The 14,467-nt window shown below is 69.6% G+C and carries 16 protein-coding genes; 5 read left to right on the top strand and 11 right to left on the bottom strand.

The window, feature by feature from the left end; all coding sequences use genetic code 11:
• The first annotated feature begins 267 nt into the window (after positions 1-267).
• Complete coding sequence (locus ACW14X_RS00295) at positions 268-753, top strand: hypothetical protein (protein ID WP_457164297.1); 486 nt, start codon at positions 268-270, stop codon at positions 751-753.
• Positions 754-950: 197 nt separating this feature from the next.
• Here the strand turns inward: ACW14X_RS00295 and ACW14X_RS00290 are convergent, their stop codons facing one another.
• Positions 951-1,403 carry a MarR family winged helix-turn-helix transcriptional regulator gene (locus ACW14X_RS00290; RefSeq protein WP_457164296.1) on the bottom strand — a complete coding sequence of 151 codons (453 nt, stop codon included), beginning with the start codon at positions 1,401-1,403 and terminating at the stop codon, positions 951-953.
• Between the two features lie 62 nt (positions 1,404-1,465).
• On the opposite strand from ACW14X_RS00290, the gene ACW14X_RS00285 reads away from it, so the two are divergent.
• Entirely contained in the window at positions 1,466-1,834 is a 369-nt protein-coding gene (locus tag ACW14X_RS00285) for a VOC family protein (RefSeq protein WP_350721203.1), read from the top strand.
• Between the two features lie 27 nt (positions 1,835-1,861).
• On the opposite strand, the gene ACW14X_RS00280 is transcribed toward ACW14X_RS00285, so the two are convergent.
• Entirely contained in the window at positions 1,862-2,299 is a 438-nt protein-coding gene (locus ACW14X_RS00280) for a hypothetical protein (RefSeq protein ID WP_457164295.1), read from the bottom strand.
• A 91-nt stretch (positions 2,300-2,390) separates the two neighbouring features.
• On the opposite strand from ACW14X_RS00280, the gene ACW14X_RS00275 reads away from it, so the two are divergent.
• Positions 2,391-2,909 (top strand): hypothetical protein, encoded by a 519-nt coding sequence (locus ACW14X_RS00275; RefSeq protein WP_457164294.1) that lies wholly within the window; start codon positions 2,391-2,393, stop codon positions 2,907-2,909.
• A gap of 34 nt (positions 2,910-2,943) precedes the next feature.
• Here the strand turns inward: ACW14X_RS00275 and ACW14X_RS00270 are convergent, their stop codons facing one another.
• The 3 genes from ACW14X_RS00270 to ACW14X_RS00260 form a co-directional block, all read right to left on the bottom strand.
• The gene (locus ACW14X_RS00270) at positions 2,944-3,771 is read right to left on the bottom strand and encodes an alpha/beta fold hydrolase (RefSeq protein WP_457164293.1); all 828 of its coding nucleotides are present in this window, start codon (positions 3,769-3,771) and stop codon (positions 2,944-2,946) included.
• A gap of 170 nt (positions 3,772-3,941) precedes the next feature.
• Complete coding sequence (locus tag ACW14X_RS00265; protein WP_457164292.1) at positions 3,942-5,051, bottom strand: NAD(P)H-dependent flavin oxidoreductase; 1,110 nt, start codon at positions 5,049-5,051, stop codon at positions 3,942-3,944.
• Positions 5,048-6,712 carry an acyl-CoA synthetase gene (locus tag ACW14X_RS00260; protein WP_457164291.1) on the bottom strand — a complete coding sequence of 555 codons (1,665 nt, stop codon included), beginning with the start codon at positions 6,710-6,712 and terminating at the stop codon, positions 5,048-5,050. The genes ACW14X_RS00265 and ACW14X_RS00260 overlap by 4 nt, the downstream gene beginning before the upstream one ends.
• Before the next feature lie 48 nt (positions 6,713-6,760).
• Here ACW14X_RS00260 and ACW14X_RS00255 point away from each other — a divergent pair, with 48 nt between their 5' ends.
• Positions 6,761-7,576 (top strand): crotonase/enoyl-CoA hydratase family protein, encoded by an 816-nt coding sequence (locus ACW14X_RS00255; protein ID WP_457164290.1) that lies wholly within the window; start codon positions 6,761-6,763, stop codon positions 7,574-7,576.
• Between the two features lie 7 nt (positions 7,577-7,583).
• On the opposite strand, the gene ACW14X_RS00250 is transcribed toward ACW14X_RS00255, so the two are convergent.
• The gene (locus ACW14X_RS00250) at positions 7,584-8,213 is read right to left on the bottom strand and encodes a cytochrome b/b6 domain-containing protein (protein WP_457164289.1); all 630 of its coding nucleotides are present in this window, start codon (positions 8,211-8,213) and stop codon (positions 7,584-7,586) included.
• Positions 8,214-8,322: 109 nt separating this feature from the next.
• Here ACW14X_RS00250 and ACW14X_RS00245 point away from each other — a divergent pair, with 109 nt between their 5' ends.
• The gene (locus tag ACW14X_RS00245; RefSeq protein ID WP_457164288.1) at positions 8,323-8,910 is read left to right on the top strand and encodes a dihydrofolate reductase family protein; all 588 of its coding nucleotides are present in this window, start codon (positions 8,323-8,325) and stop codon (positions 8,908-8,910) included.
• A 6-nt stretch (positions 8,911-8,916) separates the two neighbouring features.
• Here the strand turns inward: ACW14X_RS00245 and fadD8 are convergent, their stop codons facing one another.
• The 5 genes from fadD8 to ACW14X_RS00220 all read right to left on the bottom strand — a co-directional run bounded on the left by fadD8 (position 8,917) and on the right by ACW14X_RS00220 (position 14,447).
• Complete coding sequence (gene fadD8, locus ACW14X_RS00240; protein WP_457164287.1) at positions 8,917-10,494, bottom strand: fatty-acid--CoA ligase FadD8; 1,578 nt, start codon at positions 10,492-10,494, stop codon at positions 8,917-8,919.
• 67 nt (positions 10,495-10,561) lie between these two features.
• Entirely contained in the window at positions 10,562-11,272 is a 711-nt protein-coding gene (locus ACW14X_RS00235) for a PaaI family thioesterase (RefSeq protein ID WP_457164286.1), read from the bottom strand.
• 9 nt (positions 11,273-11,281) lie between these two features.
• The gene (locus ACW14X_RS00230) at positions 11,282-12,544 is read right to left on the bottom strand and encodes an NADH:flavin oxidoreductase (RefSeq protein WP_457164285.1); all 1,263 of its coding nucleotides are present in this window, start codon (positions 12,542-12,544) and stop codon (positions 11,282-11,284) included.
• Positions 12,541-13,401 carry an SDR family oxidoreductase gene (locus ACW14X_RS00225; RefSeq protein WP_457164284.1) on the bottom strand — a complete coding sequence of 287 codons (861 nt, stop codon included), beginning with the start codon at positions 13,399-13,401 and terminating at the stop codon, positions 12,541-12,543. Before ACW14X_RS00225 ends, ACW14X_RS00230 begins: the two co-directional genes overlap by 4 nt.
• Complete coding sequence (locus ACW14X_RS00220) at positions 13,398-14,447, bottom strand: LLM class F420-dependent oxidoreductase (RefSeq protein WP_350841439.1); 1,050 nt, start codon at positions 14,445-14,447, stop codon at positions 13,398-13,400. The genes ACW14X_RS00225 and ACW14X_RS00220 overlap by 4 nt, the downstream gene beginning before the upstream one ends.
• Between the last annotated feature and the right edge of the window lie 20 nt (positions 14,448-14,467).

The raw sequence follows: 14,467 nt of genomic DNA, 5'->3' as shown, positions 1-14,467 counted from the left end.
GCCTGCCAACGGATGCGCGCATGGACGCGATTCCGCTCCGTCGTCCTGGCCGTTTGTGCTGTATCGCGCCAAACTCACAACGTGTGCGATAGCGCTACGGCCTATCAGCCGATTGCCGGAAGCTGGCCAATCGGTCTCGGACGAATGCCGATCAATTCGCGTGCGGTGCGCGTCGATGCGTGTCGCGTGCGGTGCGCGTCGATGCGTGTCATCATCGCTCACAATTGAGAGCACTGCTCTCGTCCGCACCCACCGAGGAGTTCTGCAGTGACAGTCCCCCACACCTACCCTGACCGTCGCATCCGGATGGGCGCCGCCGCGTTCGCGATCGCCGGCATCCTCTTTGCTGTCTACGGGATCGTTGCCCCACGCGCCGACGAGAGCACGCTCGACGGAGCGGCGGCGTGGGCCTCCGCCGGCTGGAGCATCGCGCACATCAGTGCCATTGTCGGCCTCATCCTCATCCCGCTCGGCTATGGCGCGATCCGTGGCTATCTCGACGGGACGCCACAGGAGGGGACCGCGCACCTCGCCACTGTCATCGGCTCCATCGGCTCCGGTCTGACCATCTCCTACTACGGCGCCGAGGTCTACGGGCTCAAGGCCATCGGCGAGCGCGCCGTGGCCGACGGCGACGCCAGCTTGACCGACGTGGGCAACGACTTCCGCCTCGATCCGACCGCGATGACCATCTTCTTGATCGGACTGCTGCTCGTCGCCGTCGCCGCCGTGCTCGTCGCGATCGCGGCCTGACGCTCAGGGTCCCTCCCCCGATGGAGCGCCGTCCCGCTGGCCGCTCTCCTGGTCACGATGCTCCCCCAGTTCTTCCTCCCGCACGCGGGGCGGATCGTCTGGGGCGTACTCGTCGCATTCGCGGCCCTCTGGCTTGCCGCCGCGCTCTGGCGGGCTTCAGGCGTCCGGCCATAGGCTCCTCGAAGTTTGCAGATCAGTCAGGCGCCGTCACCACTATCACGTAGGGCGTGGATCATGCCCTGCAGGATCCGGAATGCGTCGGACTGATCGGCCGGACTCATGCCGGTCAGCATTCTGACCTCGACAGAACGAACCGCGACGGTGGCCTCCTCGAGCTTCCGCCTTCCTTGACGCGTGAGCCGCGCGGGAAGGACTTTCCCGACGGGGGCCTCCGCCGGCCTGGTCACGTCGCCGCTTCGCTCCAAAGCGCGGAGTAGGACGTTCATCGTCTGGCGCGTCACGAATGCCCCTCGAGCGAGCTCGGAGTTCGACAGACCGGGCCGCTGCGCCAGCAGTTCGAGGCATGCGTAGTGGGTGACGCTCATCCCGAGGGGGCGCAGCACCTCCTCCATCGCGGCGCGCAGAGCGCTTGACGCCTCCTTCAGCAGGTAGCCCAGCGACTTGTCCAGGTCGACGCCGTCTTGACTCATGTCAGTATTCTGACATAGTGACATCGTGTCAGATAACTGACACACACTGAAGGAGCATCACCATGCCCGTCACCGGCCCCGACTTCATCTCCCTGCAGGCGCGCGACCTCGACGCGTCGCAGGCGTTCTACGAGCACTACCTCGGCCTCGTCCGCTCGCCGACCGGGCCTCCGCATGCCGTCGTCTTCGAGACCAAGCCGATCGCGTTCGCGCTTCGCGAAGTCGTGCCGGGCACCGATCTCGCGTCCGTCGCCCAGCCGGGTATCGGTGCTGCGATCTGGCTCCATGCCACCGACGTCCAGGCCATCCACGATGCTCTCGTCGCCGATGGGCACACCATCGCCTCCCCGGCGATCGACGGCCCCTTCGGGCGTACGTTCACCTTCGCCGACCTCGACGGTTACCACATCACGCTTCACGACCGCGGCTGACGGCAGCTCAACGGACGGCCTGCCGTGTCAGCCACCGACGCACTCGTCGTTGTCGCCGCCGGAGTAGCAGGGTGGGGCGCGATAACCGTCGTCCTCCCGCTCCGGTGCCGGCAGGTCCACCGAGCCAGGGATGTAGCAGACGAGGACCATCGCCGTGCCGACGGTGATCACCAGGCCCTGCCAGAAGGTCCCGAGCATTCGGCGGTCGGGGTTGAGCATGTGGGCGACCGCGCCGCACAGGAGCGCGGCGAGCGCGATCGCACCCCAGAGGCGGTACGCGGCGATGTTCGCCGGGTCGATCTCCGGCTGTTCGCCGAAGAAGACCAGATAGACGTCCAGCCAGTTCGTCGCCAGATTCCCGACGGCGAGAAGGGCCACGACGGACGAGAGGGCCGTGGTGACGGGGAACCAGGGCACGCGCGTGATGCGCCAGCGGACACTGGCCGGGCGGTCGAATGCGAGCATGCGACGAGTCTCGCGGCGCCGCGGCGTGGCGTGATGAGCCCGCGTACTCAACTCTTGACCTTCGGGTCGGGCGAAGCCTCAGCATCGGCGCATGACCGCCACCCCTGCAGCTGATCCGACCATGGACGCCATCACCGCCGCCGTGACCCTCGGCCACCAAGGCGAGACCGCCAGAGCACGGCAGGAGCTGCTCGCCATCTGGGATGACCTCGGAGTGCTGGGCGACGCGCTTCACCGGTGCACGCTCGCCCACTATCTCGCCGATCTGTATCCCGATCCGGCCGAGGCACTCATCTGGGACGTACGCGCCCTCGACGCCGCCGGCGCACTCACCGACCGACGGGCCGCTGAACATCATGCGGGACTTCAGGTCGCCGGCTTCTACCCGAGCCTGCACCTCAACATCGCCGACAACCTCCGCCGCCTGGGCGCCTTCGAGGCCGCCGCCGAGCAGATCGGTAACGCGGAGGAGCGTGTGGCGGCACTGCCGCCAGGGTCGTACGGCGACATGATCCGCACAGCGATCCGCGGTGTCCGGGACGCGATCACAGCTCGTGACACCACGCCCCGGTCGAGCTCTCCGACCGTCGGCGGGGCCGGGGACGACTGAGCCCGCGCACCCGACGCTCAGCCTGGGCCCAGACTCACGGCCGGCTCGCCCTGGCGATGGTCGAGAGGATCGCGTCGGCGGCCGCACACGGCGCCTTGGTGGGGATCCAGTGGCTGACCCCGGTCAGCTCGATGAACTCGTAGGGACCGGTGACGGAGTGCTCGTTGCCCTCCAGGGCAGTCCGGCCGATCGCGACGTCGCCGTCGCTCCAGAGCATCGTCGTCGGTACCGAGACGCGGCCGATGCGCGGGGCCAGGGGCAGGGCGCGATACCAGCCCAGACCACCGGGCAGCGCGCCGTAGTCGACGATCTCCTCGCGGAAGCGCTCGACGTCTTCGTCGTTCCAGCCACTCCCCCGCATCATCCGCTCCATCCGGCCGTCTCGCCCGGAGACGAGCTCGGGCAGCAGCGGGATGTTGAAGAGTGCCATGTAGATCGACTTCCGCCGCTGCGGCCCCTTCATCGACCGGGCGAACGGGACCGGGTGCGGCACCGACATCGCGGTCCAGCTCCGGACCAGGTCGGGCCGCTTGGCCGCCACTCCCCAACCGACCGCACTCCCCCAGTCGTGACCGGCCAGGTGCACCGGCCGGCCGATCTCGTCGATGAGCGCCACCACGTCCTCGACCAGCCGGCCGGCGCCGTAGCCGAGGCGCGTACGCGGCCGGGCACCCGGCGAGTAGCCGCGCTGGTCCGGGGCGATGGTGCGGAAGCCGGCCTCGTGCAGGATCGAGGACACCTCGCGCCAGCAGGTCGCCCGCTCCGGGAAACCGTGCAGGAGCACGACCGGGTCGCCGTCGGCCGGGCCCGAGTCGATCACGTCGAAGGTGAGTCCGTCACGTACGTAGCTCGAGATCGTCACGCGTCCATCCTGTCAGCGCCTCGCCCGCCTCTGCGGCGGGGTCGTGGTGTGCGGTAGCGGGGCCGGCGACCAGGGTGTGCGATAGCGCGCTGAGGTAAGGCGCGGCGGAGTCAGGGCGTGAGAAAGGCGCCGGCTCGGTCGACGAGCCGGCGCCTTCGTGGTGCTTCGGACTATCCCTCGGCGATCGCGTCCAGGCGCTTGACGGTGGCCTCGAACTCGGCGATGAGGTCGGCCATGACGGCGGCGACGGGGCGTACCTCGTTCATCCGGCCGACGATCTGTCCGACCGGCATCGCGACGACGTCGGGATCCCCAGCAGCGTTGATCCGGTTGTGGGCGTCGGAGACGAGCAGGTTCTGCAGCGGCATCGGCAGCGGCGCCGGCGAGCCCTCGGCCTCCCAGGCGTCGGTCCACTTCGACTTCAGCAGCCGGGCGGGCTTGCCGGTGTAGATCCGCATCCGGCGGGTGTCGGCGGAGGTGGCGCGGGTGAACGCGCTCTCCCAGCCGGCGTGGGTGTTGAGGTTGCGGTACTCACTCGTCCCGAGCCAGATGGAGCCCGTCCAGACGCCCTGCGCACCGAGCGCCAGCGAGGCGGCGATCTGACGGCCCGAGCCGATCCCGCCGGCACCGAGCACCGGTACGTCCGGCCCGACCGCGTCGACGATGTCGGGCTGGAGCACCATCGAGGCGATCTCCCCGGTGTGCCCGCCGGCCTCGTAGCCCTGGGCGACGATGATGTCGACGCCGTTCGAGACGTGCGAGACCGCGTGCTTCGGGGCTCCCGCGAGGGCGGCCACCTTCACGCCGTGTTCGTGGGCCTTCTCGATCACGTCGTTGGGCGGGGTGCCGAGCGCGTTGGCGATCAGCACCGGCCGGTGCTGCAGCGCGACGTCGACGTGCGAGCGCGCGGTCGAGTGCAGCCAGCCGAGCACGCCCTCGCGCCCCTCCCCCTCCGGCAGCGGCGGTACGCCCAGGGAGAGCAGCGTCTTGTCGACCCACTCGGTGTGCTCCGCCGGGATGTAGGCGGACAGGTCCGTCGAGGTGCCTTCGGTCGGCACCTTCATCGGCATGACCACGTCGACGCCGTAGGGCTTCCCGTCGGTGTTCTCGTCCATCCACGTCAGGGTGTGGTCGAGCTCCTCGGCGTCGTTGAAGCGTACGCAGCCCAGCACGCCCAGCCCGCCGGCCTTGGAGACCTCCGCGGCCACGTGCTCCGAGGGGGTGAAGGCGAAGATCGGGTAGTCGATCCCGAACGCCTCGCACAGTGCCGTACGGATCATGCCTTTGCTCCTTCGGGGTCCTGCTCTGCTGCGGTCGCTTGGGTGGCCAGGGCGATCTCCTTGGCCTTGGGGTACTGGGCCTTGCCCGTGGCGTTGCGGGGCACCTCGTCGACGATGGTCAGGGCACGCGGCAGCTTGTAGCCGGACAGGTGAGCCCGCAAGAACGTACGCAGCCCCTCCAGCTCGATGGTCGCGCCCGGTCGCGGCTGGACGACCGCGGCGACGGCCTGGCCGTAGCGCTCGTCCGGGATTCCGACGACGAGGGTGTCGTAGACGTCGGGGTGGGCCTTGATGGCGGCCTCGACCTCCTCGGGGTAGACCTTCTCGCCGCCGGTGTTGATGCAGTTAGACCCTCGGCCGAGGAGGGTGAGGCGGTTGTCGGTCTCGATCCGGGCGTAGTCCCCGGGGATCGCGTAGCGGGTGCCGTCGATCTCGACGAAGGTCTTCGCCGACTTCTCGGGGTCCTTGTAGTAGCCGACCGGCACGTGGCCCTTGCGGGCGGTGCGGCCGATCTTGCCGATGTCGGTGGCGAGGTCGAGCGGGTGGCCGTCGTCGCCGATCACGGCGGTGTGGGCACCCGCGGTCACCACGGGGCCGTCGGTCGAGAGCGCCGAGGCGTCTTGGAGCCCGGTGCCCTGGAAGCCGGTCTCGGTCGAGCCGATCGAGTCGGTGAAGACCGCGTTCGGGAAGGCCCGCATCCAGCGCTCCTTGACCGACTTGGAGAAGATCGCGGCCGAGGAGGCGATGGCGAACAGCGACTGGCCGTCGAAGCTCTGCCCGTTGCCGGGACCGGCCTCGTACGCGTCGATGAGCGGCACCGCCATCGCGTCACCGGTCATGAACATCATCTGGACCTTCTCGCGGTCGACGATCTCCCAGGTGCGTACCGGGTCGAACTTGGGCTCGAGGATCGTCACCTGGCCGGCGAAAAGGTGCATCAGCAGGCTCGCCTGGGCACCGCCGTGCATCAGCGGGCTGAGCGGCAGGGTGATGAGTCCGCCGCCGGCGGCCTGCTTGGACTGGTCGTACTCCTCCAGCGGCACGCCCGTCATGAAGTCGATGCCGCCGCCGAGCACGCGCCAGAAGTCCTCGTGACGCCACATCACGCCCTTGGGAAAGCCGGTGGTGCCGCCGGTGTAGATGACGTGGATGTCGTCGGGGCTGCGCTCACCGAAGTCGCGCGCGTCGGACTGCCCGGCCTGGGCCTCCTCGAGCGTGACGCCGCCGAACGGGCTCAGGTCGGACTCGTCGTGGGGCTCGAGCGGGTTGGGGACGGCGACGAACGTCTTCAGCCCCTCCAGCTTCGGGGAGACCTCGGCGACCAGCGGCGCGTAGACGCGGTCGTGCACCAGGGCCTTGAGGTCGGCGTTGTCGAAGAGGTACTCCAGCTCGCCGGCGACGTAGCGATAGTTCACGTTGATCGCGACGGCACGGATCTTGAGGATCGCGAGCAGGGCGATGACGTGCTCAACGGAGTTCTTGGAGTAGAGCCCGACGTGATCGCCCTTCCCGATCCCCTGGCCGGCCAGGTAGTGGGCCAGCTTGTTGGACTCACGCTCGAGCTCTGCGTAAGTCACTTTGCGGTCGCCGACTTGGACCGACACCTTCTCGGGCGCGGCGTCGACGGCGTGTTCGAAGAGGTCAGCAAGGTTCAGCGCCATGACTGCGAGACTAGAACACGTTTCAGTTTTCCGCTAGGGTCTGATGTTATGCCGATCACAGAATCTTCTGCTGAGACCCACTCCGGGCCCCACGCGATCGTCGAGCAGGACGGCCACAAGCTCATCGTCACGATGAACCGTCCCGAGCGCCGCAACGCCCTCTCCTCCGAGATGCTGCGGATCATGGAGGACGCCTGGGACCGGGTGAACTCGGACCCCGAGATCCGGGTCTGCATCCTGACCGGCGCGGGTGGCTACTTCTGTGCCGGGATGGATCTGAAGAAGGCGGACGAGAAGCCGCCCTCGGAGTCGTTCAAGGAGGGCTTCGACCCGTCCGTGATCAAGGGTCTGCTCAAGGGCTTCCGGCTCACCAAGCCGCTCATCGCGGCCGTCGAGGGCCCCGCCATCGCCGGCGGCACCGAGATCCTGCAGGGCACCGACATCCGCGTCGCCGGCGAGTCGGCCAAGTTCGGCGTCGCCGAGGCCCGCTGGTCGCTCTACCCGATGGGCGGCTCCGCGGTCCGTCTCCCCCGCCAGATCCCCTACACCGTCGCCGCCGAGCTGCTCCTGACCGGACGTACGCTGCTCGCCCCGGAGGCCAAGGAGCTCGGCCTCATCGGCCACGTCGTTCCCGACGGCACCGCGCTCGAGAAGGCCCACGAGCTCGCCGACATGATCGCCGCCAACGGCCCCCTGGCCGTCCAGGCGATCCTCCGCACCATGCGCGAGTCCGAGGGCAAGCACGAGGAGGAGGCCTGGGCAGACGACGCCAAGGTCGGCGCCGCCGTCTTCGCCTCCGAGGACGCCAAGGAGGGGCCCAAGGCCTTCCTGGAGAAGCGCAAGCCCGAGTTCAAGGGACGCTGAGCCCCCGTCAGGCCCGGCCCTTCCTGACGTACGCAGCCCCTGGCAGCATCCGCGGCAGCAGCCCACGCCGCAGCACCAGCAGCAGATGTGCGCCGAGCGCGACGAAGAACGCGATGTGGGCGGCGATGTGCAGCGCGACCAGGTCGCCGGAGACCGCCACCAGCGCGAGGCCGGTCAGCGGGACGACGAACATCAAGGAGAGCAGCGCACGCTCGGTGACATGGGCCAGCCGCCGGTCGCCCGCGGTGAGCCGCGGGTCCCACGGGGGCAGCGGTGCGATCATGCGCCAGGCGAGCCGGAGGCCGCCGAGAAGCAGGATGGCCAGGCCGAGCAGGATGTGCAGCTCGGGGAGGCTGATGCCGTCCACACCGATGCCGCCGCCCCACAGGTCGGACCACGCAGTCTCGAGCGTGCCCTCATCGCCGAGTCGGGCCTCGCAGGCCTCCTCGATGCGGTCGATCCGCTCGTCCTCCGCGTCGGAGGTGTCACCGCCGCTGCGATCCTCCCCTGGCGGGTCGCAGTCGGCCTCCGTCGACATGGCATAGCCGACCACGAACTGCAGCACGAACGCGGCGACGGTCAGCCAGTGCAGGGTCTTGGTGACGACCCCATAGCCCGTTGCCGTCGCGCCTGACATCGGAGCCAGCGTAGTGGGACCGCCGAGCCTGCCGTGTCGGATCGGCCGGATTCCGATCGTGGTCCTGGTGAGCGCCGCCCTCCGCGGCGCACCACCAACAGGAGGAACCATGTCCGACACCTCACGTACCTCTCGCACCCCCGTCCGCCTGTCGATGTCCATGACCCTGGACGGCTTCGTCACCGGCCCGGACGACCGCCATGGCCAAGGGCTCGGTCGGGGAGGTGGGCGGATCTTCGACTGGCTCGACGACCGTCACGGCGCCGGCGTGAACGGCGACGTCTACCGCGAGTACCTCGCCACGGGGGCGCTGATCTCCGGGCGGCGTACGTATGAGCTGGCCGACCGCTGGGGCGGCGACCACCACGACGGCGTCCCGATCCACGTGCTCACCCACCACCCCGACGACGTCCCGCCAGGCAGTGCCCGCTACTTCACGGACGTCGACCGGTGCGCCAACGAGGCCCGGCAGGCGTCCGGCGACAAGGTCGTCATGGCGCACGGCGCCGGCCTTGCTCAGGCGCTCCTCGCCGCGCACCAGCTCGACGAGATCGAAATCCACCTCGTGCCTGTTCTTCTCGGTGCCGGGAGACGACTCTTCCCCGACGACGGCGTCGGGCCCGTCGAGCTCGAGCTCACCCGACGCCTCGAGGGGCGCGGGGTGACCCACCTTCGGTACGCGATCCGCTACCCCTGACGCACGTCACTTCGAGAAGCGGGCACGGAGGGCCTTCTTGTCCGGCTTGCCGAGGGCGGTCATCGGGATCGCGTCGATCTCGATGACCGACTTCGGCGCGTGGACGGAGCCCTTCCGCTCCTTGACCAGGGCCTGGATCTCGGCGACGACCTCGTCCGAGAGCACGGCGTCGGGGCGAGGGACGACCACGGCAGTGACGGCCTCGCCGAACTTCTCGTGCGGGGTGCCGATGACGGCGACCTGGGCGACCGCGGGATGGGTCGCGATGACGTCCTCTACCTCACGGGGGAAGACGTTGAAGCCGCCGGTGACGATCATGTCCTTGGTGCGGTCGACGATGTACCAGAAGCCGTCGTCGTCCTCCCGCGCGACGTCGCCGGTGTGCATCCAGCCGTCGCGGAAGGTCTCGGCGGTGACCTCGGGCAGCTGCCAGTAGCCGCCGGAGAGCAGCGGTCCGGCGACGCAGATCTCGCCGGGTTCGCCAGGCGCGACCGGCTGGCCGTCGGCACCGATCAGGGCGGTACGGACCAGCGCGGACGGCCGACCGCACGAGGTGAGCCGATGAGTGAGCGGCTTCCCGTCGGCGTCGACGTGGTCGCCCTTGGCGAAGTAGGTGATCGCCATCGGCGCCTCGGACTGGCCGTAGTACTGCGCGAAGATCGGCCCGAACCGCTCGATCGCCTCGGCCAGGCGCACCGGGTTGATCGCGGAGGCGCCGTAGTAGACGGTCTCGAGCGAGGAGAGGTCCCGGGTGCGGGAGTCGGGGTGGTCGAGGAGTGCGTAGAGCATCGTCGGGACCACCATCAGCGAAGAGATCCGCTCGCGCTCGATGGTCTCCAGGACGGCGGCCGGATCGAACCTCGGCATCACGAACAGGGTGCCGCCCTTGATCACGACGGGCACGAAGAAGGCCGCGCCGGCGTGCGAGAGCGGGGTGCACATCAGGAACCGGGGCGCCTCGGGCCACTCCCACTCCGAGAGCTGCACCTGGGTCATCGTCGCGAACGACCCGGACAGTCCGATCACTCCCTTGGGCTTCCCGGTCGTGCCACCGGTGTAGGTGATCGAGGTGACGTGGCCGGGCGGGAGCAGTCTCGCGGCGAGCGGCTCGACCGGATAGGTCTCCGCAGCGGCGACGAGATCGACGCCGACATCCGCCAGCTGCGGCGGGACCGGCCCGATGGTCAGCACCCGCTTCAGCCCCGGGCACATCTCCAGCAGCTCGACGGCACGATCGGCGAAGTAGGGGTCGATGATCAGACCGGTGATGCCGGCATCGTTGATGACGTACGCCTGGTCCTCCGCGCTGCCCAGCGGGTGCAGCGCCGTGCGCTGGAATCCCTGGGTCTGGCCGGCGCCGAGGATGAAGAGCACCTCGGGGCGGTTGAGCGCCAGCAGCGCGGTCGCCGAGCCGGTACCGGCGCCGAGCGCCTCGAAGGCCTGGACGTACTGACTGATCCGCGCCGCCACCTCCGCCCCGGTGAGACTCACGTCTCCGAGATGAATGATCGGACGGTTCTTGTGGCGCTCCAGCGCCGAGACCATCAGATGACCGTTGTGGGGACCGATGCGGCTGGTATCCATGCTCGCACCTTACCGCGAAACTAGAACGTGTTCTAGCCCCGGTGAAGGCTGCTGATCGAGAGCTGGTTCAGGCGTCGCCGACGTGGTCCCGGTCGGCGGCGGCCATCGCCTCGCGTGCCCACCGCGGCAGGATGAAGATGCCCTCGGCCTCGACGCACACCACCGGCTCGGAGCCGTCGGTCGGCCGGGTCAGCAGCCGGCCGCGTACGACCGCCTTCACGCCTTCCGTCGACGCGATCCGCGCCTCACCGCGCAGCGGCCCCAGCGGGGTCCCCTGCTTGTAGACGATCGTCAGGGTGCCGGTCATCCCGGGGCGACCACCGGCCGAGGCGGCCTCGCCGAGCAGCTGGTCGAGGATCAGCGCCGAGACACCGCCGTGAACCAGCCCCGGCGGGCCCTCGTAGGCCGGTCCGAGCGTGAAGTCGGCCCAGACGTCCTCACCGTCGCGCTGCACCGCCAGCGGCGGGGCGAAGGCGTTCCCCTTCCCGACCACCGGGTTGCCGTAGTTGCGGAAGCCGCCGTCCGCCCCGAACCGGACCCCGTGCGGACCGGGCAGTGCCTCGGCGAGCAGCTCATCGGTCAGCGCCTCGACCCGGCCGCGTACGTCATCGAGGACCGAGTCCGAGACCTGGGTGCGCACGACGGCGTCGACGAGCCGGCGCACCGAGTCGGTCAGCGGGACCAGGCTGGCCTCCCGCTCCTTGATCTCGGCGTCGGTCATGTCGTCATGGACGTATCCGGCAGGAGCCTTCGGGTGGTGTGCACGTCCGTAGTGCATGGAGGACATCTAGCTTCTCGTCTCAGGTCTGTCGGCCGAGGAGGATTCGGCCAAGATCGGGTGAGCCTCACCGTAGACGTGCTCGTCGTCGAGATGGCAATGGGTCCCCGGGTAGATCGTCGACATGCACAGGTTGCAGTGGGTGCATCGCGACACCGTCGAGGGGTCCGCCCGGAGGCGGTTGACCAGGTCCGGCTCGCGAAGCAGCGCGCGGGCCATCGCGACGTACTCGAAGCCCTCGTCCATCGCGGTCCGCATCCCAGCCAGGTCGGTGACCCCGCCGAGAAGGACCAGCGGCAAGCTCAGCGCACGACGGAACTCGCGGGCGTTGTCGAGGAAGTAGAGCGGCTTGTAGGGGTACTCCTTGAAGAAGCCCTTGCCCACCATCCGCATGCCCATCCTGATCACCGGGTGCAGCGGCATGTTGGCGGCCATCTCGCGGTAGGGAGCGTCGCCGCGGAAGAGATACATCGGGTTCATGAACGAGGAGCCGCCGGTGAGCTCGAGCGCGTCGAGGTGACCGTCGGACTCGAGCAGGCGCGCGAACTCGACCGACTCGGGCAGGTCGAACCCGCCGCGGTAGCCGTCGCGCATGTTCATCTTGGCGAGCACGGCGACCTGGCCGCCACCCACATCAGCAACCGCCTCCCGCACGGCAGCCACGATCTGGCGCGGGATCGAGGCTCGGTTGGCCAGCGACCCGCCGAACTCGTCGGTACGCGAGTTCAGGCGCGGGCTGAGGAACGAGCTGGGCAGGTAGTTGTGGCCCAGGTGCACCTCGATCGCGTCGAACCCGGCTTCGACCGCCATCCGCGCCGCGGCGCCGTGCTGCTCGACGACCCGGGCGAGGTCCGCCGCGGTCGCGGCGCGGTTGAACGCCATCCCCAGCGCGTTGAACGAACGCGTCGGCGCCAGCGACGGCACCCCGTTGGACTTGGCGTTGGCCACCGGGCCCGCGTGACCGATCTGGGCCGAGATCTTGGCGCCGGTCGCGTGGACCTCATCGGTCAGCCGCCGCAGCCCCGCCAGTGCCTCCGGGCGCCAGTAGATGCAGTCGGCGTGCGTACGTCCCTCCGGGGCCACCGCGAGATAGGCGACCGTGGTCATCCCGACGCCGCCCTCGGCGACGGCGAGGTGGTAGTCGATCAGCCGGTCCGAGACGAGCGCCCCGGGCGAGGCGCCCTCGAAGGTCGCCGCTTTGATCACCCGGTTGCGCAGGGTCACCGGACCCAGCGTCGCCGGCGCGAGCGGGTCGGTCGTGGAATCGGTCACGCGCGTACCTTCCTGAACTCGCGCATCCTGCGCAGATAGCCCCGCAGCCGCCTGCCCGGCACCGGCCGCGGCCAGTCGTCGGCCCGGAACCAGGCGTCGGTGCCGCCGTCGACCACAACGACGCTGCCGACCATGAAGTCCGCGGCGGGGCCGAGCATGTGGATCACCCAGTCGGCGAGCAATCCGGGGTCTCCGTAGCCGCCGGCCGGGACCGGGAAGGACCGGATCGCCTTCGCCTCCCCCGGTGTCGCGAGCTGCTTCTCCAGCAGCGGCGTCAGCACCGCGCCCGGCGCGATCGCGTTGAGCCGGATCCCGGCCCGTACCCAATCCGCCTCGACCGCGCGCCGCCGCACCCAGCGAGTGACCGCGACCTTCGAGGCGCCATAGGCCATCGCCGGCGCCCCCTTCCCGAAGATCCGATACGCCTTCAGCGCCCGCTCCGCGTCGCCCTCGAGCAGCGCCGCGACCGCCCGCGCCGGGATCAGCGGCATGGTCGTGGTCGAGTTGCTGGAGAAGACCACGACCTTGGCGTTCCCGGTCGCGGCGAGCGCCTCGCGCCAGCCCTCGAGAAGCTCGACGACACCGAGGTAGTTGACCTGCGTGATCAGGGCGGGCCTTTCGCGCCCCGGCGCCGGCCCGAGCCCGGCCGCGAGGACCGCGCCGTCGAGCCGGCCGCCACAGGCGGCGAGCACCTTCTCGGTCGCGTCGCGGCGACCCTGCGGCGTCGACAGGTCGGCGACCACATCCGCCTCCGCGATGTCGACGGTCACGACCCGGTGTCCGGCGGCGAGGAGTCGCTCGACCACCGCGGCTCCCATGCCCGAGGCCGAGCCGGTGACGGCGTAGACAGCCGTCACCCGAGCACCTCGGCGATGCGGTGGACGTCGGCGGCCGAGCCGAGGCTCAGCAGCAGCGTGGTCACACCGGTCTCCTCCCACTGGGCCACCTTGTCGCGTACCTCCGCCTCGGTGCCGATGATGTGCAGGTCGTCGACGAGCTCGTCGGGGATGAGCGCGGTGGCCTTCTCCTTCTCACCGGTCAGGTAGAGCGCCTGGACCTGCCCGGCGAGCTCGGCGTAACCCATCCGCTCGAAGACCTGGTTGTGGAAGTTCTGCTCCTTGGCACCCATCCCGCCCATGTAGAGGGCCGCGAACGGCTTCATCGCCTCGAGCGCCGCCTGCTTCTCGTCCGCGTTGGCGACGACCTGGAGATGGCAGGTCGCGGCGATCTCGAAGTCGTCGGCGGTACGCCGCGCCCCGGGTCGTGCGAAGCCCTCGGCCAGCCAGTCGGCGTACATCGGGGCGGATCTGGGGGTGTAGAAGATCGGGATCCAGCCGTCGGCGATCTCGGCCGTCTGGGCGACGTTCTTGGGGCCTTCGGCACCGAGCCAGATCGGGATGTCGGCCCGCAGCGGGTGCACGATCGGCTTGAGCGGCTTACCGAGCCCGACCGAGCCCTCGCCCGTGAAGGGCAGCGGGTAGTGCGGCCCGTCGTTGGTCACCGGCGCCTCTCGCGCGAGCACCTTGCGGATGATCGAGACGACCTCGCGGGTGCGGGCCAGCGGCTTGCCGAACGGCTGGCCGTACCAGCCCTCGACCACCTGCGGACCGCTCACGCCGAGCCCCAGGATGAACCGGCCTCCGGAGAGATGGTCGAGGGTCAGCGCGTGCATCGCGATCGAGGTCGGCGTACGCCCGGACATCTGCACGATCGAGGTGCCGAGACGGACCCGGGAGGTCTCCCGGCCCCACCAGGCCAGCGGCGTCAGGGCATCACTCCCCCACGCCTCGGCGGTGAAGATCGCGTCGAACCCGGCCTCCTCAGCGGCGGCGACGAGCTCCCCGACACCGGTCGGTGGCTGTGCTCCCCAGTAGCCCAGCTGTAGCCCCAACTTCACTCTCATCGACTCCTTCGTCCGAGGCT

This window comes from Nocardioides sp. YJ-D4, from assembly GCF_054031495.1.
Note: the sequence above shows the minus strand (reverse complement) of the source record. Positions and strands in the feature narration are given on the sequence as shown.